24 protein-coding genes are annotated in these 24,050 nt (G+C 32.6%); 16 read left to right on the forward strand and 8 right to left on the reverse strand.

Annotated elements, in window-relative coordinates; translation table 11 throughout:
• Nucleotides 1-205: 205 nt before the first annotated feature.
• From N5D46_RS12335 to N5D46_RS12350, 4 genes are all read left to right on the forward strand, one after another.
• Nucleotides 206-1,018: a MotA/TolQ/ExbB proton channel family protein gene (locus N5D46_RS12335; RefSeq protein ID WP_280050109.1), complete on the forward strand. Its 813-nt coding sequence runs from the start codon at nucleotides 206-208 to the stop codon at nucleotides 1,016-1,018.
• A gap of 88 nt (nucleotides 1,019-1,106) precedes the next feature.
• Nucleotides 1,107-1,697, forward strand: coding sequence for a biopolymer transporter ExbD (locus N5D46_RS12340; RefSeq protein ID WP_280050110.1), 591 nt, complete (start codon nucleotides 1,107-1,109; stop codon nucleotides 1,695-1,697).
• An 18-nt stretch (nucleotides 1,698-1,715) separates the two neighbouring features.
• On the forward strand, nucleotides 1,716-2,243 hold the full coding sequence (locus N5D46_RS12345) for a biopolymer transporter ExbD (protein ID WP_038336863.1): 528 nt from the start codon (nucleotides 1,716-1,718) through the stop codon (nucleotides 2,241-2,243).
• A gap of 32 nt (nucleotides 2,244-2,275) precedes the next feature.
• The gene (locus tag N5D46_RS12350) at nucleotides 2,276-3,223 is read left to right on the forward strand and encodes a hypothetical protein (RefSeq protein ID WP_038336862.1); all 948 of its coding nucleotides are present in this window, start codon (nucleotides 2,276-2,278) and stop codon (nucleotides 3,221-3,223) included.
• Between the two features lie 187 nt (nucleotides 3,224-3,410).
• Here the strand turns inward: N5D46_RS12350 and N5D46_RS12355 are convergent, their stop codons facing one another.
• Together N5D46_RS12355 and argB are read right to left on the reverse strand one after the other, a co-directional pair.
• Nucleotides 3,411-4,478, reverse strand: coding sequence for a M20 family metallo-hydrolase (locus tag N5D46_RS12355; protein WP_280050111.1), 1,068 nt, complete (start codon nucleotides 4,476-4,478; stop codon nucleotides 3,411-3,413).
• Complete coding sequence (gene argB / locus N5D46_RS12360) at nucleotides 4,472-5,239, reverse strand: acetylglutamate kinase (RefSeq protein ID WP_221854615.1); 768 nt, start codon at nucleotides 5,237-5,239, stop codon at nucleotides 4,472-4,474. Before argB ends, N5D46_RS12355 begins: the two co-directional genes overlap by 7 nt.
• A 251-nt stretch (nucleotides 5,240-5,490) precedes the next feature.
• On the opposite strand from argB, the gene N5D46_RS12365 reads away from it, so the two are divergent.
• The 8 genes from N5D46_RS12365 (at nucleotide 5,491) to carB (ending at nucleotide 14,746) form a co-directional block, all read left to right on the forward strand.
• Nucleotides 5,491-6,069, forward strand: coding sequence for a GNAT family N-acetyltransferase (locus N5D46_RS12365; RefSeq protein ID WP_038336858.1), 579 nt, complete (start codon nucleotides 5,491-5,493; stop codon nucleotides 6,067-6,069).
• Between the two features lie 70 nt (nucleotides 6,070-6,139).
• Nucleotides 6,140-6,592 (forward strand): ArgR family transcriptional regulator, encoded by a 453-nt coding sequence (locus tag N5D46_RS12370; RefSeq protein ID WP_038336857.1) that lies wholly within the window; start codon nucleotides 6,140-6,142, stop codon nucleotides 6,590-6,592.
• 7 nt (nucleotides 6,593-6,599) lie between these two features.
• Complete coding sequence (gene argG, locus N5D46_RS12375) at nucleotides 6,600-7,781, forward strand: argininosuccinate synthase (protein ID WP_125350294.1); 1,182 nt, start codon at nucleotides 6,600-6,602, stop codon at nucleotides 7,779-7,781.
• Nucleotides 7,782-7,875: 94 nt separating this feature from the next.
• Nucleotides 7,876-8,862, forward strand: a complete 987-nt coding sequence (gene argC / locus N5D46_RS12380; RefSeq protein ID WP_280050112.1) for an N-acetyl-gamma-glutamyl-phosphate reductase — start codon at nucleotides 7,876-7,878, stop codon at nucleotides 8,860-8,862.
• A 34-nt stretch (nucleotides 8,863-8,896) separates the two neighbouring features.
• A complete protein-coding gene (locus N5D46_RS12385; protein ID WP_114999097.1) occupies nucleotides 8,897-9,259 on the forward strand; it encodes a four helix bundle protein in 363 nt (120 codons plus the stop codon).
• Nucleotides 9,260-9,286: 27 nt separating this feature from the next.
• Nucleotides 9,287-10,423 (forward strand): aminotransferase class III-fold pyridoxal phosphate-dependent enzyme, encoded by a 1,137-nt coding sequence (locus tag N5D46_RS12390; RefSeq protein WP_280050113.1) that lies wholly within the window; start codon nucleotides 9,287-9,289, stop codon nucleotides 10,421-10,423.
• The gene (gene carA, locus N5D46_RS12395) at nucleotides 10,416-11,504 is read left to right on the forward strand and encodes a glutamine-hydrolyzing carbamoyl-phosphate synthase small subunit (protein WP_280050114.1); all 1,089 of its coding nucleotides are present in this window, start codon (nucleotides 10,416-10,418) and stop codon (nucleotides 11,502-11,504) included. The genes N5D46_RS12390 and carA overlap by 8 nt, the downstream gene beginning before the upstream one ends.
• An 11-nt stretch (nucleotides 11,505-11,515) precedes the next feature.
• Complete coding sequence (carB, locus tag N5D46_RS12400) at nucleotides 11,516-14,746, forward strand: carbamoyl-phosphate synthase (glutamine-hydrolyzing) large subunit (RefSeq protein WP_280050115.1); 3,231 nt, start codon at nucleotides 11,516-11,518, stop codon at nucleotides 14,744-14,746.
• 101 nt (nucleotides 14,747-14,847) lie between these two features.
• Here the strand turns inward: carB and N5D46_RS12405 are convergent, their stop codons facing one another.
• From N5D46_RS12405 to N5D46_RS12425, 5 genes are all read right to left on the reverse strand, one after another.
• Complete coding sequence (locus N5D46_RS12405) at nucleotides 14,848-15,879, reverse strand: DUF3667 domain-containing protein (protein ID WP_219034920.1); 1,032 nt, start codon at nucleotides 15,877-15,879, stop codon at nucleotides 14,848-14,850.
• A 211-nt stretch (nucleotides 15,880-16,090) separates the two neighbouring features.
• Entirely contained in the window at nucleotides 16,091-16,711 is a 621-nt protein-coding gene (locus N5D46_RS12410) for a hypothetical protein (RefSeq protein WP_038336845.1), read from the reverse strand.
• Between the two features lie 96 nt (nucleotides 16,712-16,807).
• The gene (locus N5D46_RS12415) at nucleotides 16,808-17,515 is read right to left on the reverse strand and encodes a hypothetical protein (RefSeq protein ID WP_038336844.1); all 708 of its coding nucleotides are present in this window, start codon (nucleotides 17,513-17,515) and stop codon (nucleotides 16,808-16,810) included.
• Between the two features lie 60 nt (nucleotides 17,516-17,575).
• Nucleotides 17,576-18,298, reverse strand: a complete 723-nt coding sequence (locus tag N5D46_RS12420; protein ID WP_038336843.1) for a tRNA threonylcarbamoyladenosine dehydratase — start codon at nucleotides 18,296-18,298, stop codon at nucleotides 17,576-17,578.
• Nucleotides 18,299-18,313: 15 nt separating this feature from the next.
• Nucleotides 18,314-18,970 (reverse strand): TatD family hydrolase, encoded by a 657-nt coding sequence (locus N5D46_RS12425; protein WP_280050116.1) that lies wholly within the window; start codon nucleotides 18,968-18,970, stop codon nucleotides 18,314-18,316.
• Between the two features lie 73 nt (nucleotides 18,971-19,043).
• Between N5D46_RS12425 and mdtD the strand changes: the two genes are divergently transcribed.
• Nucleotides 19,044-20,447, forward strand: a complete 1,404-nt coding sequence (mdtD, locus tag N5D46_RS12430) for a multidrug transporter subunit MdtD (protein ID WP_280050117.1) — start codon at nucleotides 19,044-19,046, stop codon at nucleotides 20,445-20,447.
• A gap of 62 nt (nucleotides 20,448-20,509) precedes the next feature.
• On the opposite strand, the gene N5D46_RS12435 is transcribed toward mdtD, so the two are convergent.
• On the reverse strand, nucleotides 20,510-21,550 hold the full coding sequence (locus N5D46_RS12435; protein WP_280050119.1) for an asparaginase: 1,041 nt from the start codon (nucleotides 21,548-21,550) through the stop codon (nucleotides 20,510-20,512).
• Nucleotides 21,551-21,675: 125 nt separating this feature from the next.
• On the opposite strand from N5D46_RS12435, the gene N5D46_RS12440 reads away from it, so the two are divergent.
• The 3 genes from N5D46_RS12440 (at nucleotide 21,676) to N5D46_RS12450 (ending at nucleotide 24,023) form a co-directional block, all read left to right on the forward strand.
• Nucleotides 21,676-22,512, forward strand: coding sequence for a hypothetical protein (locus N5D46_RS12440; protein ID WP_114999120.1), 837 nt, complete (start codon nucleotides 21,676-21,678; stop codon nucleotides 22,510-22,512).
• Between the two features lie 63 nt (nucleotides 22,513-22,575).
• Complete coding sequence (gene lysM / locus N5D46_RS12445) at nucleotides 22,576-23,031, forward strand: peptidoglycan-binding protein LysM (RefSeq protein ID WP_125350834.1); 456 nt, start codon at nucleotides 22,576-22,578, stop codon at nucleotides 23,029-23,031.
• A gap of 149 nt (nucleotides 23,032-23,180) precedes the next feature.
• Entirely contained in the window at nucleotides 23,181-24,023 is an 843-nt protein-coding gene (locus tag N5D46_RS12450) for a flagellar motor protein MotB (protein WP_181816279.1), read from the forward strand.
• Nucleotides 24,024-24,050: the final 27 nt, after the last annotated feature.

Consider the following 24,050-nt stretch of genomic DNA (forward strand, 5'->3'; position numbering starts at 1 on the left):
TTTTTCAAAATTTATAAAGTTGTGAGGTTTTATTAGAACTGATGAGATAAAAAATAAATTATCATTTCGGTGAAAAATACTATTGATTTCAAATAAATTCGAAATTTAACGTCATAACAACATAAAAAATTTAGAAGATTTAAAAAATTTTCACTTAATTTACACCCACATTAATAAAAATCATAATATTTAAAAGAATTAGTAAATGGAAAAGAATGTAACAGTACCAGCTAAAACTAAAAAGGGAGGTCTTAACCCTGTGATTACTATGATCATTTTAATTGCTATCGCAATGGGGATCTTTTATGGTGTTTTTGGTCAACCAGGTAACTTTGAAGGAGGAGATACAGAAAGAGGAAATCCTTTAAACTTTTTAGGAATTATTTTTAAAGGAGGGGTAATTATTCCATTCTTAATCTCGTTTTTCTTTATGGTATTGGTATTCTCTATCGACCGTGTTATCGCTTTAAACAAAGCAAAAGGAACAGGATCTGCTGAGAAATTTGTAAACGACATTCGTGCTTTATTAAACAAAAATGAAATTAACAAAGCAATCGAATTATGTGACAAACAAAAAGGTGCCGTAGGAAACGTAGTGAAAGAAGGTTTGACAACTTACAAAGCGTTAGAAAACGACACAACTTTAAACAAAGAGCAAAAATTAGCTCAATTAGGTAAAACGTTAGAAGAAGCGACTACATTAGAAATGCCAACATTAGAGAAAAACATGACTATTATCTCTACAATTGCTTCTGTAGGTACGTTAATTGCCTTAATGGGTACAGTAATCGGTATGATTAAAGCATTCTTCGCATTAGGTGAAGGAGGAGGAGCTCCAGATGCAGCTCAATTATCAGTAGGTATTGCCGAAGCCTTAATTAATACAGGTATGGGTATTGGTGCTTCTGCATTCGCTATTATTATGTATGCTTTCTTAACTTCTAAAATTGATGATTTAACATTCAAAATTGACGAAGTAGGAATGAGTATCCAACAATCTTTCTCTGCTCACAATTAATATTCAATTGACGAAGCCTTAGAAGGATAGTATAAGGACAAAATCAAACAACAAACAATTTAGAATATTAATTAATAATACAGAGAAAATGGCAAGAGTAAAACCAAAAAGAAGAGGTCCTTCGATGGACTTAACAGCTATGTCTGACATGGCTTGGCTTTTGTTAACTTTCTTTATTTTGACATCTAACTTTAGAGAACCTGAAGTTGTTCCTGTCGTAACACCAACATCTGTTTCGAACCAAAAAATGGCTGCTGAAAACATGATGATCATTAAAATTGATGGTGAAGGTAAGTTCTTATTCGGATTAGAAGAAAAAGATCGTATTCCTACATTAGAAAGAATGGGTGATAAGTACGGAGTAAAGTTTACAGATGCTGAAAAGAATGCATTCAAAAGCATAGTAGAGTTTGGTGTACCAATGAAAGAGATGAGAAATTATTTGAATCAGTCTGCTGATAAACAACAATCATATCATCCAGGTATTCCATTAGATACGATACCGAACAAAAATCAAGAATTAATTGACTGGGTATTTGAAGCAAAAGAAGTGAACCCAGATATTTTCTTAGCGATTAAAGGGGATCAAAAATCTGAATATATTCAATTCAAGAATTTGATTCAACAATTGCAAATGAAAAATATGAATAAGTTCCAGTTAATTACATCTCAAGAATAATTATTAAGAAATTAGAAAATGGCACAAATAGAAAGTCACGATGACGGTGGCGGAAAGAAAGTCCGTTCCAAAAAGAATTCGACGAAAGTCGATATGGCTCCTTTGGTTGATTTAGGTTTCTTATTAATTACTTTCTTTATGTTTGCGGCGACATCGATCAAACCAAATGTAATGAACTTGAATATGCCTCCAAAAATTGACAAATTAGATCCAACTGATAAACCAGAAATAAAATTGAATAATTCTATATCAATTTTAATTGGAAAGGATAATAAGTTATTTTGGCATCAACAAGATCAGGCAGGATTAAACGGAGGAACTCTAAATGAAACTGACTACTCTAAAATTCGTGATGTTATTACAGCAGCACAAGGTAGAGCAGATAAAGATAAGTTTACTGTAATTATCAAACCTATGGATGATGCTACGTATGATAATTTAGTAACTATCTTAGATGAAATGGAAATTACAAAGTCTACTCGTTACGGAATCGTACCTGTTGCACCTTTTGAACAAAAAGTGTTCGACGAAAAAGTAGGTAAATAATTAGTTTAATTGTTAAATTTAAAAGAATTAAAATGTCAGAAAATAACAACAAACTAAAATCCTTAGACGAGATTGTATTTGAAGGTAGAAATAAAGCGTATGGAGCTTATGACATGAGAATGTCTGAGAAGAGTACATTATTGAAAGCTTTCATTCGTGGATTTATAGTAATTGCGATTTTAGCTTTTGGTCTTATTGCTTCTGCAACAGGTTTGTTTGAAAGTAAAAAGTCAGAAGACGTAGTCGTAGATGTTCAGCTTGAGGATTTGAATATTCCTGAGCCTCCAAAAGAGGAAGAAGTGGTTGAACCAGAGCCACCAAAGCCAGAGCCAGAACAAAGATATCAAGAAGAAACAGCTCAGGTTAGAGTGGTTATGCCAGAGCCTAAAGCTCAGCCTAAAAAAGAAGAGCCTATTGTCGAAGTAAAGGAAATGGCCGATAAAGATTTAGGTTTAGTAGATAGAGAAGGGCCAAAATCAACAACACAAACTGGAGGTGCTAATGAAGTAAATACTAAAAAAGAAGCACCAAAGGATACACCAAGTACTCCTAATCCAGGGAAAGGTACAGAACCTGCAGCTCCATCTACAGTAACTGCTCGTACAGCGGCTGTAATGGCGGTATATCCTGGTTGTGAGAAAGATGCTGCAAAAGGTAAACAAGCTGCAACAGACTGTTTATCTAAAAAGTTATCACAAGATTTACAAGACGAGTTGCAAGATTTTGCGAATGACGCTGCTGGTCAAGGTTTATCTGGTGTAGTAGCTGCTAAACTTTCTTTCCAAATTGACACTGAAGGTAGAATCGTTGGAATTTCTCCAATGGGTGATGCTAAGTTAGGTCCTGAAGCTAAAAAAGCTTTAGAGCGTATTACACAACGTCAACAAAAAAGAGGGAAAACGATCAAACCTGCTCAAACAGAAGATGGTCGTGCTGCGAAGTTGAATTTCAATATTCCAGTTAAAATGCAAATTGAGTAAGACTTAATTTCATATATAAAAAAAGAGGCTAAAATTAATTAGCCTCTTTTTTTTTGTGTTTAAATTTTAGAACAGATTTATATTTCTAATAAAATCCCCGCAGGTTTTAATTATCATATTTGATAAAATAAAAAGCATCTTCATTCAATTGAAGATGCTTTTTTGATTATAAGAGTTTATTATTAATTTAAAACGTAAAACCTTTCAATAAGCTTGTATATCGTTCAATTCCGTGTTCTATTTCGGATAAATAAATATATTCGTCTGGTGTGTGAGAACGAGCAGAATCTCCAGGTCCCATTTTTACGGTTTCGAAATTCATCATTGCTTGATCTGACATCGTTGGCGAACCATATGTTGTACAACCTAATTCGATTCCTTTTTGTACAATTGGATGATTTTCTGAAATACGTGAAGAATTTAAACGCAACGAACGTGCTTTAACTTCTGCTTTTGGCAAACAACTCGAAATAATATCAACGACTTCTTGATTTGAATATAATTCGTTCACGCGACAATCTACAACCAAACGACATTCATCTGGCACAACATTGTGTTGCTTTCCTGCTTCAATTTGTGTAACCGTCATTTTTACTGGTCCTAACATATCAGAAACTCTTTCGAATTGATACGTTTTGAACCAATTCATCACATCAATTGCTTCGTATATAGCATTTACACCTTCATTTCTTGCAGCATGTCCAGTTTTTCCTTTTACAATAACATCCATTACAACCAAACCGCGTTCTGCAATTGCCATGTCCATTTGCGTAGGTTCTCCTACAATTCCCAAATCGATTTTTGGTAAATTAGGTAAAATACTTGCAACATTTAATTGCCCTGAACTTTCTTCTTCAGCTGTGATTGCGACAATTAGATTAAATGGTAAATCATCATTCAAAAAATTGATATAAGTGGCTAATAAACTTACCGCAGAAGCTCCTGCATCGTTACTTCCTAAACCTACTAATTTATCACCTTCGATTGTAGCTTTTAATGGATCATATGTCCAAGAAGAGCCAAATTTTACAGTGTCGTGATGAGAGTTTAATAAAATTGTTTTTTTGTTCTCATCAAAATTTGGATGAATACTCCAAACATTGTTATTCTGACGATGAGCCGTAGCACCATGATCAGTTAAAAACTTGAAAATAATATCGGCCGTTTTATCTTCTTCGCTCGAAAAAGATTGAGTTTCGATTAATTGACACAACAAATCGACAGCTTTCTTTTTGAGAACAGTTAATTCTAACATAAAATTGTTTTAATCTCTGAGTTAATGTTGCGCGCGTGCACCAAACATACATTTTTTACACCCGCATTGATTACTTTGAATGAATTGTCTAATTTTGGAATCATTCCTTCGAAAATTACACCTTCTTCTTTTAACTGCAAATATAAAGTTTCGTTAATTTTTGGAATCAATGTTGTGTCATCATTTACATAACGAAGTACGCCAATTTTATCAAAACAGAAATTTAATTCTACTTCATTTTCTTGTGACATAGCAACCGCAATTGTAGAGGCAATAGTATCTGCATTAGTATTCAACAATTGTCCATTTCCATCATGTGTAATCGCACAAACTACTGGTGTGATATTGTTATCAATTAATAATTGAAATAATTCTTTGTTGACACTTTCATGATTCAAATCTCCAACAAAACCATAATCAATAGTTTTTACAGGACGCTTAGAACCTTTGATTGCATTACCATCTGCACCAGATAATCCTAATGCATTGCATCCAAATTCTTGTAATTTAGAAACGATAGATTTGTTCAAATTTCCAGCATATAATCCTGTGACAACATCCAATGTTGGTTTGTCTGTAATGCGACGACCTTCGATCATTTTTGGTTCGATTCCCAATTGATTTAACATCTTCGAAGCACCTTTTCCTCCTCCATGAACCAAAATTTTAGGTTCTTTAATTTCGGAAAACGTTTGTAGGAATTGTTCTAAGTCTTGCTCGTTATCGATAATTCCGCCTCCTATTTTAATAATTTTCAACATTTTAATAAATATGTAAATTTTGTTTGCTTTTTTTTGGTGATACAAAAATATAATATTTAACTTTGCATCTCAGTATAATAACTGAATATCTTGTTGATTAATGGAAGAAATTACTGAAATTGTTCTTCTCAATTATGAGAGTAGCTTTCGCAATGAAAGCACACCTTTTGGTTCTCATATTTTACTTAAGTGTGATGACAAAAGGTCATCTTTTCTCAATTCCTCTTTATTAATCGACTTTCCCTTAAATTATGTATGTTAGAATAGCAAATGCAGATGATGCCAAGTACACAGAATTGTTGTGCGAATGGTACGAAGAATCAGCTCGTATGAGAAAAACGGGTATTGCTAAACGAAATCCAGTTTATCTTGAACGCAAAATGCGTAATGGAAATGCTGTGATTGCTTTTGATGATGATGATCAAATAGCAGGGTTTAGCTACATAGAAACGTACGAAGAAGAAAAATTCGTCGTAAACTCAGGTTTAATTGTTCGTACAGATTTAAGGAGTTCAGGAATTGGACGCGAAATAAAACACGCTGTTTTTGAATTGTCACGTACAAAATTCCCGAAATCAAAAATCTTTAGTATTACAACTTCTTTAGCTGTAATGCGTATGAACACAAAATTAGGATACAAGCCAGTAACATTTTCGGAATTAACACAATCGGATGAATTTTGGAATGGATGTAAAAGTTGTAAAAACTATCACATCTTGATGGAAAATGATCGTGAGCGTTGTATTTGTACAGGATTGGTTTATGATAACCTTGATGACGAGTACGCTAAGCGCGCATTGGCAAATCAATCAAAAAAAGAAGATGAATAAATATACGAACTAAGGTTTTTTTTTGTCTAAAATGAGTATATTTGCATAAAATTTCGAATAAATATTCAAAATGAGTAATAAAAAATACAGATTCCAGATTATAAAAGATTTAATAACAGATCAAGAAATAAGTAATCAAGACGAATTATTAAAAAAATTAATCGATTTAGATATCTCCGTTACTCAAGCAACTTTATCGAGAGATTTGCGCGAATTGAAAGTTTCAAAAGTTCCTAATAGTTCAGGACAATACATTTATCGCCTTACAGAAAGTGCTGTTCCAACAGCAACCGTTACACATAACGAAAATGCAAGTTTGATTTTCTCTAAAAATTTGGGAGTTATCAAAACAAAACCAGGTTATGCAAACAGAATCGCTTTTGAGATTGACAACACACATTTCAATACCATAATTGGAACAATAGCTGGAGACGATACGGTATTAATCGTAATGAAAGAAGAGAGTAGCCGAGAAGAGGTTACCAATGAATTAAGAAGAATTATTCCCAATATAAACAAATAAACAAACAATGAGCAACAAAGCAGTTTTAGCTTACAGTGGAGGTTTAGATACATCGTACTGTTTGGTTAACTTAACAAAAGATCAAGGAATGGAAGTGCATACAGTAATTGTAAATACTGGTGGATTTTCGGCAGAAGAGTTAAAAGATATCGAAGCACGTGCCTACGAATTAGGATCTTCTAAACACGTTACAATTGATATTACAGACAAATATTACAACGATTGTGTTCGCTACTTAATCTACGGAAACATCTTAAAAAATAACACTTACCCATTATCAGTAAGTGCAGAACGTATGTTCCAATCAATTGCAATTGCTCAGTATGCAAAAGATGTAGATGCAGAATACATTGTACATGGATCTACAGGAGCAGGAAATGATCAAATTCGTTTTGATGTTGCTTTTGCAGTTATCTCACCACAATCTAAAATCATCACACCAATTCGCGACGAAAAATTATCTCGTCAACAAGAGGTAGAATATTTACAAGCAAATGGTGTAAACTATAGTTGGGAAAAAGCTAAATACTCTATTAACAGAGGAATTTGGGGAACATCTGTTGGTGGAGTAGAAACATTAACATCTAACCAAGCGTTGCCAGAAGAAGCTTATCCAACACAATTATCAAGAACAGAACCATCTGTTATCGAAATTGAATTTGAAAAAGGTATTCCAGTAGGTTTAGATGGAGAAAAATTATCTCCAGTTGCATTAATTCAAAAATTAAACGAAATCGGTGGTGAATATGCAATTGGTCGCGACATCCACGTAGGAGATACAATTTTAGGTATCAAAGGACGTGTAGGTTTCGAAGCGCCAGCAGCTTATTTATTAATCAAAGCACACCACTTATTAGAAAAACATACACTTACAAGATGGCAATTGTTGCACAAAGATTCGTTATCAAACTGGTACGGAACTTTATTGCACGAAGCACAATACTTGGATCCAGTAATGCGTGATATCGAAGCATTCTTAGAATCTTCTCAAAATCATGTAACAGGAAAAGTGAAAGTACAATTAAATCCTTATCATTTCTCAATGATTGGAATCGAATCGCCTTATGATATGATGCAATCTAAAGTCGCTACTTATGGAGAAGAAAACGAAGCTTGGGATAGTAGAGATGCAAGAGGTTTCATCAAAATATTTGGTAATCAATTAAAGATTGTTCATAGTTTCGATTAATTGATTCTTTAAAGTGGATTCCAACGAGTCCACTTTATTTTAGAAATATAGTAGAGGTATTATACCTTAAAAAAACACGCGCAAAACATAACAAATGACAAACAAAATTAACGTAAGCATTGTAGGAGGTGCTGGCTACACAGCAGGCGAACTGCTAAGAATATTGATACATCACCCGATGGTTAATATTTCGTCTGTGTACAGTACATCAAATGCAGGCAACCCCGTTACCAAAGTGCACGACGATTTGTTTGGAGAAACTGACATCGTATTTTCGGATAAAATAGACGAAAATGCTGATGTCGTTTTTTTATGCCTTGGTCACGGAAAATCGGCAGAGTTTTTAAAGAATAATAAATACTCAGCCAACACAAAAATTATTGATTTGAGCAACGATTTTCGATTAAATGAGAACCACATTTTCGAAGATAGAACGTTTGTTTACGGTTTACCAGAATTAGATCGCGAAGCAATCAAAACAGCTCAAAATATTGCAAATCCAGGTTGTTTTGCAACAGCTATTCAATTAGCATTGTTACCATTGGCAGCGAAAAATGAAATCAAAAATGATATTCACATCAATGCTGTAACGGGTTCTACAGGTGCTGGACAAAGTTTATCAGCTTCTACGCACTTTAGCTGGCGAAATAATAACGTTTCTTTCTACAAAGAATTTACACATCAACACGAAGGAGAAATTTACCAAACATTGAATCAATTAGCAAAAGATTTCAATAACAAAGTATATTTCTTACCAATGCGAGGAGATTTTGCGCGCGGAATTTTAGCAGGTGTTTATTTAAAATCTGATTTATCAGAAGAAGAAGCAAAAAATATCTTCAACGAATATTACAAAAACGAACCTTTTATACATGTTTCTGACGCACCAATAGCTCTGAAACAAGTTGTAAACACTAACAAATGTTTTTTACACGTACAGAAACAAGATGATGTATTGTTAATCACTTCTATCATCGATAATCTAACAAAAGGAGCTTCTGGACAAGCCGTAGAAAACATGAACTTGATGTTCGGTTGGGAAGAAAACTTAGGACTTAATCTTAAAACTGTGGCGTTTTAGAAGGCTTAAGGCTGAAAGCTTAACGGTAAACGATATGCAAGATTTTAGGAACATAAAAGTTTGGAATGAATCTCATCAACTTGCTTTGAAAGTTTATGAAATAACTTCTGAATATCCTCAATATGAGATGTTTAATCTAACCTCTCAATTAAGAAGAGCTTGTGTATCTATCCCGAATAATATAGCAGAAGGTTGTGGTAGAAATTCGGATAAAGATTTTTTACGATTCCTTCATATCTCTTTAGGTTCTACAAATGAAACGCTTTATTTATTGATTCTATCAAAAGATTTGAAATTGATAACAGGAGAAATATTTAAAGAACTTGAATATAAAGTTGAAAAAGTAAAAGCGATGTTATTAGCTTTTATTAAAACAATTAATAATCGTTTAGCGTAAACCGTTAAACGTAAAACTTAAAAGAAAATGAAACTATTCGACGTATATCCATTAATGAATGTAACTCCGGTTAAAGCTAAAGATTGTATTCTTTGGGACGAAAACGGAAAAGAATATTTGGACCTTTATGGAGGTCACGCAGTGATTTCTATCGGTCACTCGCATCCATATTATGTTGAGAAATTAACAGAACAAATTAATAATATCGGGTTTTATTCAAACTCAGTAAATATTCCGATTCAACAAGAATTGGCAGAAAAATTAGGTAAAGCATCAGGTTACGAAGATTATACTTTATTCTTGATTAACTCTGGAGCAGAAGCCAACGAAAATGCAGTTAAATTAGCCTCTTTTCATACAGGAAAAGACAGAGTAATTGCGTTCAAAGATGCGTTTCATGGACGAACTTCAGGAACAGTTGCGCTAACAGATAATCCAAAAATTGTAGCTCCATTTAATTCTCATCACAAAGTATCTTTCGTAGAATATAACATTGATGAAGTGAAAGAAGTAATTGCTGGAGGAGATGTTGCAGCGGTAATTTACGAACCAATTCAAGGAGTTGGAGGAATCATTTTACCTTCTGACGAGTTTGTACAAGAATTAAGAAAAGTTTGTACAGAAAATGGAGTGGTTTTAATTGCAGATGAAATTCAATGTGGTTACGGACGCTCAGGGAAATTCTTTGCACATCAACATTCTGGTATCAAAGCAGATTTGATTACGATGGCAAAAGGAATGGGGAATGGATTTCCAATCGGAGGAGTTTTAATCTCTCCAGAATTTAAAGCTTCTTACGGATTATTAGGAACAACTTTTGGAGGAAATCATTTAGCTTGTGCTGCAGCGGTAGCCGTTTTAGATGTGATTGAGCAAGAAAACTTAATCGAAAATGCAAAAGAAATTGGAGAATATGTTGGAATCCAATTAAATAAATTTCCAAAAATTAAAGAAGTTCGTGGTCGAGGATCAATGATTGGTATCGAGTTTGATTTCCCAATCGGCGAATTAAAAAACAACTTAGTTACAAAACACAATATTTTTGTAGGCTACGCTGGTACAAACGTTATTCGTTTATTGCCACCTTTAACAGTAACAAAACAATACATAGATAAATTCATATCAGCTTTAGAAACTGAAATTAACATTATCATCAATGGATAAGACAGTAAAATTAGTATTCCAAGACGGATTAGAAATCGAAGGAAAATCTTTCGGTGCGTATACTTCTGCCGCAGGAGAAGTAGTATTCAACACAGCTTTGGTTGGATATAATGAAAGTTTGACTGACCCTTCTTACAAAGGTCAGATTATGGTGATGACAGCTCCAATGATCGGTAACTACGGTGTTCCTGATGATAAAGCAATGATTAATGAAATTGAAGCTTGGATGGAATCGAACCAAATTCAAGTAACTGGTTTGGTTGTTTCTTATTATGCTGATGATTATTCGCATTGGAACGCTATTCAAAAATTAGGAGCTTGGTTAGAAAGTCAAAATATCCCTGGTATTTATGGCGTTGACACACGTATGATTACAAAAAAATTACGTGAACAAGGTTCTACTTTAGGAAAAATTGTTGCTGATACAGATGTTGCATATTACGATCCAAACGAAGATAATTTAGTAGATCAAGTTTCTTGTAAAGAAGTAATTCGTTACAACGAAGGTGCTGATATCAAAATTGTTTTGATTGATTGTGGGGTGAAAAATAATATCATCCGTTGTTTTGTAAATCGTGATGTTGAGGTAATTCGAGTTCCTTGGGATTATGATTATTCAACATTAGAATATGATGGATTATTTATCTCGAATGGACCTGGTGATCCTGCTTTATGTATTCCTACAATTAATAATATCAAAGAATCTTTGAAAGCAGATAAACCAATTTTCGGAATTTGTTTAGGAAATCAATTGGTAAGTTTAGCAGCTGGTGCATCTACTTTTAAATTAAAATACGGACACCGTTCGCACAATCAACCTGTACAATTAGTAGGAACAAAAAGATGTTTCATTACATCTCAAAACCACGGTTTCGCAGTAGATGATTCGAAATTACCAGAAGGATTTAAAACATTCTTTACGAACTTAAATGATGGAACATGTGAAGGAATTCGTCACGAATCAAAACCAATTTTTACAGTTCAATTCCACCCAGAAGCAATGGGAGGACCAGTTGATACAGAATATTTATTTGATGAGTTCATCGAAGAAGTAAAAAAATATAAAAACGCTAACGCATAATCAGAATCACGATGTTAAAAAAAGATATTAAAAAAGTATTAGTATTAGGATCAGGAGCATTAAAAATTGGTCAAGCTGGTGAGTTTGATTATTCTGGTTCGCAAGCGTTAAAAGCGTTAAAAGAAGAAGGAATTAAAACAGTTTTAATTAATCCAAATATTGCAACTGTTCAAACTTCTGAAGGAATTGCAGACGAAGTTTACTTCTTACCTGTAACGCCTTACTTTGTGGAAGAAGTCATTAAAAAAGAAAAACCAGACGGAGTTTTAGTTGCCTTTGGAGGACAAACAGCTTTAAACTGTGCGGTTGAATTAAATAAAGAAAATATATTCGAGAAATATGGTGTTGAGGTTTTAGGAACTCAAATTCCAGTAATTGAAGCAACGGAAGATCGTGATATTTTCATCGAAAAATTAGACCAAATTGGTGTTTTAACTGCTCGTTCAGAAGCAGTAGAAACTGTAGAAGACGCAATGGCAGCTGGTAAACGCATCGGTTTCCCATTAATCATTCGTGCGGCGTACGCTTTAGGAGGTTTAGGTTCTGGTTTCGCAAATAACGAAGAAGAATTATTAGATTTAGTTGAAAAAGCATTCAATTATTCTTCTCAAGTTTTAGTGGAAGAATCATTAAAAGGATGGAAAGAAATTGAGTACGAAGTAGTTCGTGATTCTTACGATAACTGTATCACAGTTTGTAACATGGAGAACTTCGATCCTATTGGTGTTCACACAGGAGAATCTATCGTTATTGCACCTTCTCAAACTTTATCAAATTCAGAATATCATAAATTACGTGAAGTTGCCATTCGCACAATTCGCCATCTTGGTGTAGTTGGAGAATGTAACATTCAATATGCTTTCGATACTGTTTCAGAAGAATATCGTGTAATCGAAGTTAACGCTCGCTTATCTCGTTCGTCAGCTTTGGCGTCAAAAGCAACAGGTTATCCTTTAGCTTTCGTGGCTGCTAAATTAGCTTTAGGTTATTCTTTAGATGAGTTGAAAAATAGTGTAACGCAAACGACATCTGCGATGTTCGAACCTGCGTTAGATTACTGTGTAGTGAAATTGCCTCGTTGGGATTTAAATAAATTCTACGGAGTTCGTCGTAACATCGGTTCTGCAATGAAATCTGTTGGAGAAGTAATGGCAGTTGGACGTTCTTTTGAGGAAGCAATTCAGAAAGGAGTTCGTATGTTAGACATCGGACACAGAGGTTTCGTAGCAAATGGATTCAAAATTCCAGAAGGAGAATCGTTGGATACATGGTTAGCTGAACCAAATGATGAGCGTTTATATGCGATTACAGAAGCTTTTAAAGCTGGATACTCGATTGAAAAAATTCATGATTTAACGAAAATCGATTTATGGTTTCTACAACGTTTAGAAAGAATTTTTAATGTATCAAAAGAATTTGAAGCATTAGAAAGATTTGAACAAGTTGAAGCTGATTTAGTAAAACGTGCAAAATTATTAGGATTCTCGGATCAACAAATTGCAGTTTTAGTAAAAGGAGATCAAAACATACACAGAAACGAATTAACGGTTCGTGAATTACGTAAAAACTTTGGAATTAAACCTGTTGTAAAACAAATTGATACGTTAGCAGCAGAATTCCCTGCGCAAACAAATTATTTATATGTAACCTACCACGGAACTGAAAATGATTTGACACCAGAAACGGAAAAAGCAGTTTGTATTTTAGGATCTGGAGTTTACCGTATCGGTTCGTCTGTAGAGTTCGACTGGTGTTCTGTAAATGCAGCGCACACAGCGTCTAAAAATGGTTATAAAACAATTATCATCAACTATAATCCAGAAACGGTTTCAACAGATTATGATGAGTCAGATCGTTTATACTTCGAAGAATTATCTTTTGAACGTGTAATGGATATTTTAGATTTTGAACAACCTGAAGGAACAATTATTTCGACAGGAGGTCAAATTCCAAATAACTTAGCGATGAAATTGTACGATCAATCAATCAATATTTTAGGAACTTCTCCTTTAAGAATTGATGATGCAGAAAATCGTCACAAATTCTCGGAAATATTAGATGAATTAGGAATCGATCAACCACGTTGGAAAGAGCTTTCTTCTTTAGAAGCGATTCACAAATTTGTGGATGAAGTTAATTTCCCAGTATTGATTCGCCCTTCTTATGTCTTATCTGGAGCTGCGATGAATGTAGTTTCAAATACGCACGAGTTAGATGCTTTCTTGAAATTAGCGAAAGAAGTTTCTCCTGATTATCCAGTTGTAGTTTCAGAATTCGTGCAAGGTGCAAAAGAAATTGAGTTGGATGCAGTTTGTCAAAACGGAGAAATTGTAGATTACGCAGTTTCTGAACACGTAGAATTTGCAGGAGTTCACTCAGGAGATGCAACAATGTATTATCCACCACAAAAAGTGTACATCGAAACAATTCGTCAAATGCGTAAAGTTGCAGCAAAAATAGCAAAACGTTTCGAAATTTCTGGACCAATGAACATTCAGTTCTTGTCAAAAAATAATACAGTTCGTGTGATTGAAACTAATATTCGTGCTTCTCGTTCGTTCCCATTCGTATCGAAAGTTGCTGGAAATAACATGATCGAAAAAGCAACAAAAGTTTTATTAGGATTAGAAGTAGAAAAAGGACATTCAGAAATCGTTTACGATTTAGATTATGTTGGAGTGAAAGCTTCTCAGTTCTCATTTACACGTTTAGCAGGAGCAGATCCAGTTTTATCAGTGGACATGTCTTCGACAGGAGAAGTTGGATGTATCGGTGATACAGCGGAAGAAGCTTTATTAAAATCAATGCTATCTGTTGGATATGAAATTCCTGAGAAAACAGTTTTAATTTCTGGTGGACCAATTGCTTCTAAAGTTGCTTTATTAGAACCAGCGAAACAATTAATCGCAAAAGGTTACAAAATTTATGCAACAGAAGGAACGCACAAATTCTTTACAGAAAATGATGTGTATTCTACACTTGTATACTGGCCTTCTGATAAAAAAGAGCCAAATGTAATGTCTTATTTACATGACAAGAAAATTGATATGGTGATCAACATTCCGAAAAACTTAACAAAAGCGGAATTAGACAATGATTATCAAATTCGTCGTACAGCAGTAGATTTCAATATTCCGTTGGTAACAAATGCACGTTTAGCTTCGGCTTTCATCAATGCATTTACAAAATTATCGATGGATGATTTAAAAATCAAAACTTGGAACGAATACCGTAATAAATAGAAATTAGAATCTAGATATTAGAAATTAGAAAGCCTCGCAAATGCGAGGCTTTTTTTATGTTTTTTTTGAATTTGTAATTCCGAGGTATCGAGAAATCTTTATTAAACATGAAGAAATGAATACACAATAATTCCAATAACAATTATTGAGAAAATAAACGTATTAATTCCTAAAAGTATAGCACCTTTAATTGTTGTAATGATAAATCCTTGGTTATAGAGTTTTTTCAGCGCAAGGAAAAAGTAAACAATAAGATATAAAACAATCAATGTATTAATTAAAGCTATTATGGCTGATACAGCATTACTATCAATATAATCTGAAAGTTTATTCAAAAGAAAATAAACTAAAATAGATAAAAGAATTACCGTAAAATAATGCAGTGTAAAAATTCCGTGATCAAAATACCACCATTTCTTTTTGTTGTAAAAAATCCATAAGAAGAAAGCAAACAAAGGCATGTACATAAACAAAACTTTCGGAATGACATGTAAAGATTTTTCGGTAATAGCTTCTCCTAATTGTTCATTCGAGATTTTATTATGTTTTATTTCTTGGTATTTTTTTATCAATGGATGAAATAGTGGAGCTTCTTCTTTCACACCTTTTTCGATATCAGAAATTGTTTCGGTACTTAAATCATCCAAAGAATTAATATCAACATTTTTGGAGTAAGCATCCTTAATCTTTTCATTTTGTTTTTGCGTCATAAAACCTTTACTTTTCAACGAATCTAATGCTGAATTGAAAGATTTTTCTTTATCCAAATTTTCGATAATTGGTTTTTCTTCAACTTTTTCTTTTATAATATGATTTTTTGAAGGAAAAATTGAGATAATAAAAAACGTTACAAAACTGACAAAAATGTACATTTTTACAGGATTAACAGAACTATTTCGTTTACCACTCAAATATTCTTTGGTTAAAACTCCTGGTTTCAAAAATAGTTTTTTGATCGTTTGCCAAAAACTTCCATCGTAATGAACAAAATCTTCGATAAAGTGAGTAAATAAAAAGTGAAACGGTTGACGTGTTTCTACATTTTCTTGTCCGCAATGCGTGCAATAATGCTCTTCAACGTAATGTCCACAATTTTGGCAATTATGATCTTCTCTTAGTTTTCCGTGACTCATGTGTTAATTCTTAGTGATGATAAATCTATAAAAAGATTATTTATTTTGAAATAACCACGAAGAAATATTTGATTAAATATAGATTAAGAAAATTAGCTTTTTTGTCTTTTTGATTTTGTTGAGAAATTTCTAGAAGATTCTTCACTTCGTTATCGCTTCGTTCAGAATGAAAATTGAGTTTATATCATTCCGACAAAGGAGGAATCTAAATTTATTTTCTTTTTCTAAAATTGAAGAATATACTAATAGTCAATAAAAATCCTAAAAGACTTAAACCTATCCAATAATATTTATTTCTTTTTTCGGCTGATAATTTATACAATTCAAACTCTTTTTGGATTAAATTCTCTTTACTAGAATTTGGAGGAGGCGGAATATTAAGAGTGTTTTTTTTCAGATATTCTTTACTAAGTTTTTCTAATTCTTCTAATTCAGATTGTTCAACAAATTTTAAATCAGAAGTTCTTGTACAAATATTTGTATAGATGCTAAAATCTGTGATAAATCCATAAATTAAATAGGTTTCATTTAATTCGAAGTTACTTCCGCAACCTCCAAACATTGATGAGGCAGGTGTGTAAATAGTTGTATAATATTTTTGTTTTTTATTTGTAATATCTATATTTTTTTTGAAATTTTTCTCGATTTCAAATGTATAAGCAAAAACAGGATTTGAAGAATAATCATAAAGAGTTGTATCAATTTTAATGACTTTTCCTATTATAATTTCATCAAATTCATCAAATGAATTTTTAACAGATGGAAATTCTCCACAACTACAACCAAACGTAAAAGTTGAGATTAAAAATATGAAAGTAAAAAAGTATTTCATTCAAATCAGTGTTTCCTCTAATTTACAATATTTATCCAAACAAAAAATCCACTTCAACAGAAGTGGATTTTTTTATTTCTTGTAAAAATAGTTAGCTTAAAACTCAGCGAAAAAAGCTTCTACTTTTTCTACGCCGTTTGCATCTAAAGCTTCAACCAATTCTTTTTTGATTTCAGTTAATTCTTTCTTTTTCGCTTTTTTCAAAACTGGTTTTGCAGTTTCCAAAAAGTTTTCGATTTGTTCTAAACCACGAGAACTTAAGAATTTTTCGTCTGTTTTTTTCAATTTAGCGTAAACTTGTACCAACATTCTACATTGTTCCAAAGCCAAAACGTATTCTTTTACAGTTTCTAACGTAATCATGTAATGCAACATCAATTGTACTGAAGGCATATTACGTTGATGACCAAATTTCGTGTATTTTTCTAATGCAATTCCAAAAGATTCTTTACTACGTTCGATATTTTTATTTAAAGCTGCAGAAATGACAACATTAAACCAATCGTCTGAATTATCAGAGTTTTGAGCGATATCGAAAAATGCATTATCCGCATTCTCAAAATCTTGTAAACTATAATATGATAAAGCAATTAATTTCTTAGCATCGTACATTTGTTTTGGGTCTTTTGCATCCAATAAACCTTCACAAATTTTGATACACATCTCGAAATTGCTGTTTCCAAATAAATCTCTCGCAGTGTTCAACAACGAATTAGTCGCATTCTGTTCCAACGCTTGCTCGTACATAAATTGACGCGCTCTCAAAACATCCTCGTATGTGATATAATCGTAATTGATTTTCATTTTTTTCGTCTCTTTGTTAATTCGCAACTAAATTAATTAAATCTTTAAGAAAGTACTTAATTATTTATCTTTTTTTAATAAATGTCGAATCACCGTTTCTGCCGCATGCAACCCGAATAAACCAGGCATCCACGAATTAGTTCCGTAAAACGATTTTTTATAATTTTTTCCATCCGTTAATTTAACCGAAGATTCATCAGGAACTTCTGTCGAAAAAACAGCTTTTACACCTTTATTAATTCCTTCTTTTTTTAATCGTTTTCTAACATTTTTTGCCAAAGGACAAACATCTGTTTTGCTAATATCACGCACTTGTACTTTGCTTGCCAAATATTTTCCTCCAGCGCCCATATTGCTGATTACTTTAATTTTTTTGCGTTTTGCAGCTAAAATCAAATTAATTTTTGGTGTAACAGAATCGATGCAATCTAACACATAATCAAAATCTGGTGTGACGATTTCGTGTGTACGTTCTGGACTCAAAAATTCGTTGATACGCGTTAATTCTAATTCAGGATTAATGTCCATTAAACGATCGCCAACGATGTCTACTTTGTTCATTCCAACAGTTGAGTGTAAAGCAGGTAATTGTCGATTAATATTTGTAATATCAACAGTATCACCATCAACAATTGTCATTTTTCCAACTCCTGCGCGTGCGATAAATTCTGCGGCAAAAGAGCCAACACCACCTAAACCAACAACTAAAATGTTCGAATTTTTTAGGATTTCTAAACCTTCTTCTTTGAATAATAATTCAGCTCTTTCTTGCCAAACTGCCATTGAAATGTATTTTAATTATGATTGAACTTCGTAACCGAAAATTGCTTTCCAATTTTTCGCTTGTTGAAGTTGTAATTCCTCGATTGTAATTTTTCTCAAATCCGCTGCAAAAGTATAAATTTCTTCAATAGAAATTTCGCTTGCATCATTTTCTAAAAAGAATTGATTCGCAGAAAGATTTGCAAATATAATTTGTAAGTTTTTGTTTGATAGAAGATTTTTACCAAAAGATGCAAAACAATTTTGCGCAATAATTTGATTGAGTAACTGTTCATTCTTATTGAAACCATGAAAAATAAACGGAATCGTCAATTTCATTTGTTTTCGAATCTGTAAAATTTCTTGATAAGCACGAACCGAATGTATAATGACTGGAAGTTGATATTGCATCGCAATTTCTAACTGTTTTTTTAAAACGTTGATTTGTAATTCAAAATCTGTTTCGCACAATTTATCTAATCCAATTTCACCGATTGCTAAACAGTTTTTATTCGAAATAGTTTGATTAATAATTTCGATTTCTTCCTTTATTGATGAGGTTTTGATGTAAGCTGGATGAATCCCAATTGAAAATAATTTAGCTTCATTATTCAACTCATTTGGAAACTGATTATACAGTTCCAAAACATCTGTTTGATCGGATAAATGATGTGTATGCGCGTTGAGAAACATAGTTCAAATTTAATCTTTTTCAATGATTTTTCGAAATGTTAAAATAGGAATAGAATTTGCTATAGGAATTTGAATGAATTCAGATCATATTTTAAGTCCAAAAATGTTGAAGTTTTTGCCATGGCTTGGTGCGATGGCAATTTTTATGCAAGCTTTGGACGCTACAATTTTAAATACATCTTTACCTACAATTGCAAAAGAATTAGGAAAATCGCCTTTAGAAATTCAGTCGATTATTGTTGCGTATACGTTAACAATCGCTTTGTTAATTCCTTTGAGTGGTTGGCTTTCGGATAAATACGGAACGAAAAAAGTTTTTCAATCTGCTATACTGATTTTTACACTTGGATCCACACTTTGCGCATTTGCCACAACTTTACCTTTTTTAGTCATTTCACGCGTTATACAAGCGATTGGAGGATCGATGATGGTTCCTGTTGTACGTTTAGCAATTTTATATGCTTATCCAAAAAGTGAATTATTAAAAGTAATTAATTTTATCACCATACCAGGGTTAATAGGACCACTTTTAGGACCAACAATTGGAGGTATTTTGGTTGAAACTTTATCATGGCATTGGATTTTCATCGTGAATATTCCATTCGGAATTATTGCACTTTGGATGACAACTTTTGCGATCCCCGATTTTAAACATCCAGTTTTTAAATTTGATATCAGAGGTTTGATTCTTTTTAGTGGAGGAGTTACTGTCTTAACATTGATTATGGAATTGACATCTTCTCGTGTGATTGGCCTGCAAACTGTATTGGCATTGACTGTAGTTTCTGCCTTTTTGATTGGTTTGTATATTTATCATGCAAAACATAAACAACATCCTTTAATCGATTTGAATTTGTTTAACATTAGAACTTTGCGAATTGGTATTATAGGAAATCTTATTACACGATTAGGAATTGGAGGAATACCTTTTCTTATTCCGCTTTTATTGCAAGTTGGTTATGGATATTCGGCTACTGTAGCGGGATTAATTATGATTCCATCTGCAACAAGTAACATTATTGCAAAATCGTTTGTTGTGCCAATTGTGAATAAATTTGGTTATCGAAATACGTTGATTTCCAATACAATAACTTTAGGATTAATCATTTGTATGTTTTTCTTTTTAGAATCGAAATCACCAATTTATTATATCATTCCGTTAATGGTTTTGAATGGATTTTTTAGTTCAATTCAATTTACGGCGATGAATACCTTGTCTTTAGCCGATTTGGACGAAAATACATCCAGCGAAGGGAATAGTTTATTATCGGTTACACAACAATTATCACTAACATTTGGAATTTCTGTAGCTGCATTAATTTTAGGTGTTTTTAGACAAGCAGGATTTGTAAATGGAGTAGAAGTACAAGCTTTCCGTTATTCATTTTTGACGATGGGTGTGATGACAATTTTATCAACTTACATCTTTTTAAAACTAAGAAATTCTGATGGCGCTTCAATGTCGGGGAAGAAATAAAATTTAGAACATAAAAAAATCTCTACCAAGTAGAGATTTTTTTCGTTTTATATTATTTTGATTTAATCATTGTAAAAATGATGGCGAAGTTCACCTTTCAAGTTTGCTTCGTATTGCGTTTTGAATTCTTCTTTCGAAAGGTTTTGACCTAATAAATAAATGGCTTTGGTAATTGCAGCTTCCATTGTCAAATCATAACTCGAAATTGCGCCCATATTTAGTAACGCATCACTTGTAGCATAACGTCCAAGTTCTACCATTCCGCCAGCACATTGCGTGTTGATGATAAGATGAACTCCTTTATTCGTTACTTCTTCCAGCAATTCAATAAACCAACTATCGGTAAAAATATTTCCTGTTCCGAAAGCCTCAATAATAAAAGCTTTCATGTTCGGAGCATTCAAAACACTTTCGATAAAAGAACGATTCATTCCAGGAAAAATCTTCAAAACACCAACATCAGCATTTAGATTTTTGTTGATAGAAAGTTTATCGGTAACAATATTTTTTAACAACAAATCTTCTTTCACTTCCAAATGAACGCCTGAAACTCCAATTACAGGATAATTCGGCGATTCGAAAGCATCAAAGTTTTCTGCATTAATCTTAGTTGTTCTATTCGCACGGAACAATTTATATTCAAAATACACGCAAACTTCCTTGATAATTGGTTTGTCATTTTTGCGTAATGAAGCCAATTGAATCGAAGTAATTAAATTTTCTTTTGCATCTGTACGCAAATCTCCAATTGGTAATTGCGAACCAGTGAAAATTACAGGTTTTTCTAGATTATCAATCATAAAACTCATTGCAGAAGCTGTATACGCCATCGTATCTGTTCCATGTAAAACGACAAAACCATCATAGTTTTCGTAGTTTTGTTGAATGGTTTCTGCAATTTCAATCCAATATTTTGGTTTCATATCAGATGAATCTATTGGTGTTTCGAAACTATGATAATCGAAAGAACAATCTAAAAGTCCCAACTCTGGAATTTGTTTCAACAAATTATCAAAATTGAAAGGTTTCAAGGATTGGTCGCCATAATCTTTCGCCATTCCAATCGTTCCTCCTGTGTAAATTAATAAAATTTTTGTTTGCATGCGGTTTGATTAATTTCTGGTTAAAATTAACCATTATAAAAAATCTGTACAACATCTTTTCTTAAACTCCGATATTTTGTAAATTGGATAAATAATTGTGAATATAATTTTAAACTATCAACTTGATGAAACTATTACTTTTAGCCATTACAACTTTGTTAACATCAGCTTATGTTAATGCGCAATCTGACGAAGGATTGTTTGAAGTTGAGTACGAAATGAACGGACAAGAATTGAAATCTTTTGCTTTTTCTACGGATAATTGTGCGCAGAATTTGATTGTAAAATCGTGGGAAAATTGGGTAACGAACAAAGAAGGTTCTTCTGCTTTTCTAAAAAAACACGAAGCGAGTAACATCAAATTCAAAAATTCGCAAGATGTCTATAAATCTGTGATTAGTTTGGTTGATGAAGAAAACGGAAAAACGACCGTGATTAATACATTAACTGATCAAAATGGAATGACATTTAATAGTAATTCGGCAGAGTTTGATAAAATTTATGCTCAACTACAAGATTTAGCGACTAAAACGAAGCAAGGTTGTGTGCGAAATGAGTTGAGGTTAGCCAACGAAAATATGATTCGATTGACTAAAGAAAATGCAGATGCACAATTGAAAAAAGGAAATTCTATCAAATCATATCTAAAAAATAATAACACCTTATTGAAATTAGAAAGTAAAAAGCAAGCTTTGGGTGATAAATTGGATTTGGTGGTGAATCAATTGGAAAGAGAATCGAATGATAAAGTAACTGATGGCTTGATGAAGAAAAAGATAAAAACAGAAAACTCTTTGCGATCGATAGAAGATCAAGTAGTAACATTGAGCGGAAAAATACAAACTGCCGAAGAGAACGATAAAGGTTTAGACGCAAAAATTAATCAATTAACAAGTCAAATTCAGCAACAACGCTCGATTACAGAAAATTTAAAAAAGAAATATTCATCAATTGCACGATAATTGTTAGAGAAATTATATATTTACTAAATATCAACAAATAAATATTATTAAAATCAACTCGTTATGGGATTATTTTCATTTATCAAAAATGCCGGAGAAAAAGTCTTCGGAGGTGCAGAAACACCAGAAGAAAAAGCAGCTAAAGTAAAAGATCAAGTTGCAAAACAAGGATTTGATTTGTCAGGAGTAACTTTTTCTGCTGATGGAGATAAAATTGTAGTAGCTGGACAAGCATTGGACATCAATGAGAAACAAAAAATTTTAGCAACAGCAGGTAACATTGATGGAGTGGAAGGAGTAGAAGATCAATTAACATTGAAAACACCTTTGAAAATCGAAATTCCAGACTTATCTAAGACAATGTATACTGTGAAAAGTGGAGATTCTTTATCTAAAATTGCAAAAGAAGTTTATGGAGATCCAATGCAGTATCCAAAAATTTTCGAAGCAAACAAACCAATGTTAAAACACGAAGATAAGATTTATCCAGGTCAGGTTTTATATATTCCTCAGGATTAATACAATAGAAATAAAATATTAAGGTTAAAACTCCTACAACCAAATGATTGTAGGAGTTTTATATTTTTACAGCATGGTTTTTGCAGAATATATACTCGCAATAAAAAATAATAACATATATTCGTATAACTGAAATAAAAAAAATAATTATGAAAGTTTCAATTTTGCCAGTAGCGGTTATCGCTGCTTCAACTTTATTTAGTTGTGTGAGTCAGAAGAAGTATGATGAATTACAAAATAAATTCAATTCTGCTTATTCTGAGAACCAAGGATGTCAAACAGAATTGGCTGTAGCGAAAGCTAAATTAGCTAATTTTGAATCTAACCAAGGTCAGTACGAAAACACAGTTCAGAGTGAAAGAAATCAAATTAAACAATTACAAGAACAATTGAAAAATTGTATTAATGGTGGTTCTAAAAACGTTTCTGAATTAGTGAACGAAATCAATCAGTCTAACAAATACATCAAACATTTGATCGATGCGAAAAGCAAATCGGATAGTTTGAATATGGTTTTAACAAACAACTTAACGCGTTCTTTATCTAGCAATGAAGCAAAAGATGTTGATGTTAAAGTATTAAAAGGTGTTGTTTACATCTCGTTAGCTGATAACATGTTGTACAAATCTGGTAGCTACGAAATTTCACCTGCTGCAGGAGAAACTTTAAGTAAAATTGCGAAAATCATCAACGATTATAAAGATTACGATGTATTGATTGAAGGTAACACAGATAATGTGCCAATTTCTAAACCAAACATCCGTAACAACTGGGATTTATCTGCTTTACGTGCATCTTCTGTTGTACAAGCATTACAAAACCAATACGGTGTTGATGGTAAACGTTTAACAGCTGGTGGACGTGGAGAATATAACCCATTAACTACAAATGCTACTGCGGAAGGAAAATCTAAAAACCGTCGTACACAAATTATTATCTTACCTAAGTTAGATCAATTTATGGATTTAATTGGGCAAGCTCCAAAAAACTAATTTTGATAAAAAAATCAAATTAATATA

This window comes from Empedobacter sp. GD03865 (assembly GCF_029840775.1).
GTDB classification, from domain to species: Bacteria; Bacteroidota; Bacteroidia; order Flavobacteriales; family Weeksellaceae; genus Empedobacter; species Empedobacter falsenii_B.

Excerpts from the sequence above, each read along its gene's own strand:
- N5D46_RS12390 (WP_280050113.1), top strand. The coding sequence starts at position 9,287 with ATGAAACTATTCGACGTATATCCATTAATGAATGTAACTCCGGTTAAA.
- N5D46_RS12340 (WP_280050110.1), top strand. The coding sequence starts at position 1,107 with ATGGCAAGAGTAAAACCAAAAAGAAGAGGTCCTTCGATGGACTTAACA.
- argC (WP_280050112.1), top strand. The coding sequence starts at position 7,876 with ATGACAAACAAAATTAACGTAAGCATTGTAGGAGGTGCTGGCTACACA.
- N5D46_RS12365 (WP_038336858.1), top strand. The coding sequence starts at position 5,491 with ATGTATGTTAGAATAGCAAATGCAGATGATGCCAAGTACACAGAATTG.
- mdtD (WP_280050117.1), top strand. The coding sequence starts at position 19,044 with ATGAATTCAGATCATATTTTAAGTCCAAAAATGTTGAAGTTTTTGCCA.
- carB (WP_280050115.1), top strand. The coding sequence starts at position 11,516 with ATGTTAAAAAAAGATATTAAAAAAGTATTAGTATTAGGATCAGGAGCA.
- N5D46_RS12385 (WP_114999097.1), top strand. The coding sequence starts at position 8,897 with ATGCAAGATTTTAGGAACATAAAAGTTTGGAATGAATCTCATCAACTT.
- N5D46_RS12420 (WP_038336843.1), bottom strand. The coding sequence starts at position 18,298 with ATGGCAGTTTGGCAAGAAAGAGCTGAATTATTATTCAAAGAAGAAGGT.
- argG (WP_125350294.1), top strand. The coding sequence starts at position 6,600 with ATGAGCAACAAAGCAGTTTTAGCTTACAGTGGAGGTTTAGATACATCG.
- N5D46_RS12415 (WP_038336844.1), bottom strand. The coding sequence starts at position 17,515 with ATGAAAATCAATTACGATTATATCACATACGAGGATGTTTTGAGAGCG.
- lysM (WP_125350834.1), top strand. The coding sequence starts at position 22,576 with ATGGGATTATTTTCATTTATCAAAAATGCCGGAGAAAAAGTCTTCGGA.
- N5D46_RS12425 (WP_280050116.1), bottom strand. The coding sequence starts at position 18,970 with ATGTTTCTCAACGCGCATACACATCATTTATCCGATCAAACAGATGTT.
- N5D46_RS12405 (WP_219034920.1), bottom strand. The coding sequence starts at position 15,879 with ATGAGTCACGGAAAACTAAGAGAAGATCATAATTGCCAAAATTGTGGA.
- N5D46_RS12355 (WP_280050111.1), bottom strand. The coding sequence starts at position 4,478 with ATGTTAGAATTAACTGTTCTCAAAAAGAAAGCTGTCGATTTGTTGTGT.
- N5D46_RS12370 (WP_038336857.1), top strand. The coding sequence starts at position 6,140 with ATGAGTAATAAAAAATACAGATTCCAGATTATAAAAGATTTAATAACA.
- N5D46_RS12350 (WP_038336862.1), top strand. The coding sequence starts at position 2,276 with ATGTCAGAAAATAACAACAAACTAAAATCCTTAGACGAGATTGTATTT.
- carA (WP_280050114.1), top strand. The coding sequence starts at position 10,416 with ATGGATAAGACAGTAAAATTAGTATTCCAAGACGGATTAGAAATCGAA.
- N5D46_RS12410 (WP_038336845.1), bottom strand. The coding sequence starts at position 16,711 with ATGAAATACTTTTTTACTTTCATATTTTTAATCTCAACTTTTACGTTT.
- N5D46_RS12335 (WP_280050109.1), top strand. The coding sequence starts at position 206 with ATGGAAAAGAATGTAACAGTACCAGCTAAAACTAAAAAGGGAGGTCTT.
- N5D46_RS12345 (WP_038336863.1), top strand. The coding sequence starts at position 1,716 with ATGGCACAAATAGAAAGTCACGATGACGGTGGCGGAAAGAAAGTCCGT.
- N5D46_RS12435 (WP_280050119.1), bottom strand. The coding sequence starts at position 21,550 with ATGCAAACAAAAATTTTATTAATTTACACAGGAGGAACGATTGGAATG.
- N5D46_RS12450 (WP_181816279.1), top strand. The coding sequence starts at position 23,181 with ATGAAAGTTTCAATTTTGCCAGTAGCGGTTATCGCTGCTTCAACTTTA.
- argB (WP_221854615.1), bottom strand. The coding sequence starts at position 5,239 with ATGTTGAAAATTATTAAAATAGGAGGCGGAATTATCGATAACGAGCAA.
- N5D46_RS12440 (WP_114999120.1), top strand. The coding sequence starts at position 21,676 with ATGAAACTATTACTTTTAGCCATTACAACTTTGTTAACATCAGCTTAT.